At 24.6% G+C, this 740-nt stretch carries 1 protein-coding gene; it reads right to left on the reverse strand.

Annotation, left to right across the window (positions count from 1 at the left end; all coding sequences use genetic code 11):
* Window positions 1-133: 133 nt before the first annotated feature.
* Entirely contained in the window at window positions 134-727 is a 594-nt protein-coding gene (locus MPF13_RS15485) for a hypothetical protein (RefSeq protein WP_249983670.1), read from the reverse strand.
* Window positions 728-740: the final 13 nt, after the last annotated feature.

Raw genomic sequence — 740 nt, forward strand, 5'->3', positions numbered from 1 at the left:
AACGTGTTTGTGTATATTTTGTTGCGTTGGTTTAGCGTAAAGTTAGCAAATAATTACTGAATAGAAAATCCGATAGGATTTTCGTAAGTTGGCTAAAAGAAAGCAATAAAATATACACGGTGTTGTAAACAGTTTATTTATATTCATTCACTATATTTTCAATTGATTTGTCCCTTTTAGCTATAATTTTAGTTGTTTTAGATTCCAATTTTAAAATATCATTTTCAATATTGTACTTAAATTCATTTCCATATATATTCATTTGTATTTTAAATTGATTCGTTTTAATTGGGTTATTATTGGAAAATTCAAAACTTCTTTTTTGAGCTTCTTTTTTTGACATTTTCAGTTCATTCCCAAAGAAATCTTTGTTTGATATTTTTGAAGTATCTATTTTTCTGTGAATGTAATTATATTTTGAAGTGTCCAATTCAATCTTTATGCAATTGTTTCCTATATAACTCCATTTTCCATAAATATCTTTAGAGTCAATTCCTGGTAGTCTGATATTCCCATTTTCACGGAAAAATAATTTGGGGTTTAAATTATAAGAGTCATTATATTTTTCAAGAATTGTTATTGAAGAATTGTCATTAAATTCAATTTTTTTATTATTTAATATTCCTTCTTTTATAATCCAAGTTTGACCTTCAACTTTTTGATACCTTTCAGAACAACCAAATGAAATAATTATAATGAATATTATCAGTTTTGTTTTCAGTTCCATAATTGTTTACAAC

The organism is Polaribacter sp. Z022 (assembly GCF_023555495.1).
In the GTDB taxonomy this organism is placed as follows: domain Bacteria; phylum Bacteroidota; class Bacteroidia; order Flavobacteriales; family Flavobacteriaceae; genus Polaribacter.

Bases quoted from the DNA above. Each gene is read 5' to 3' on its own strand.
- MPF13_RS15485 (WP_249983670.1), bottom strand. From the start codon at position 727: ATGGAACTGAAAACAAAACTGATAATATTCATTATAATTATTTCATTT.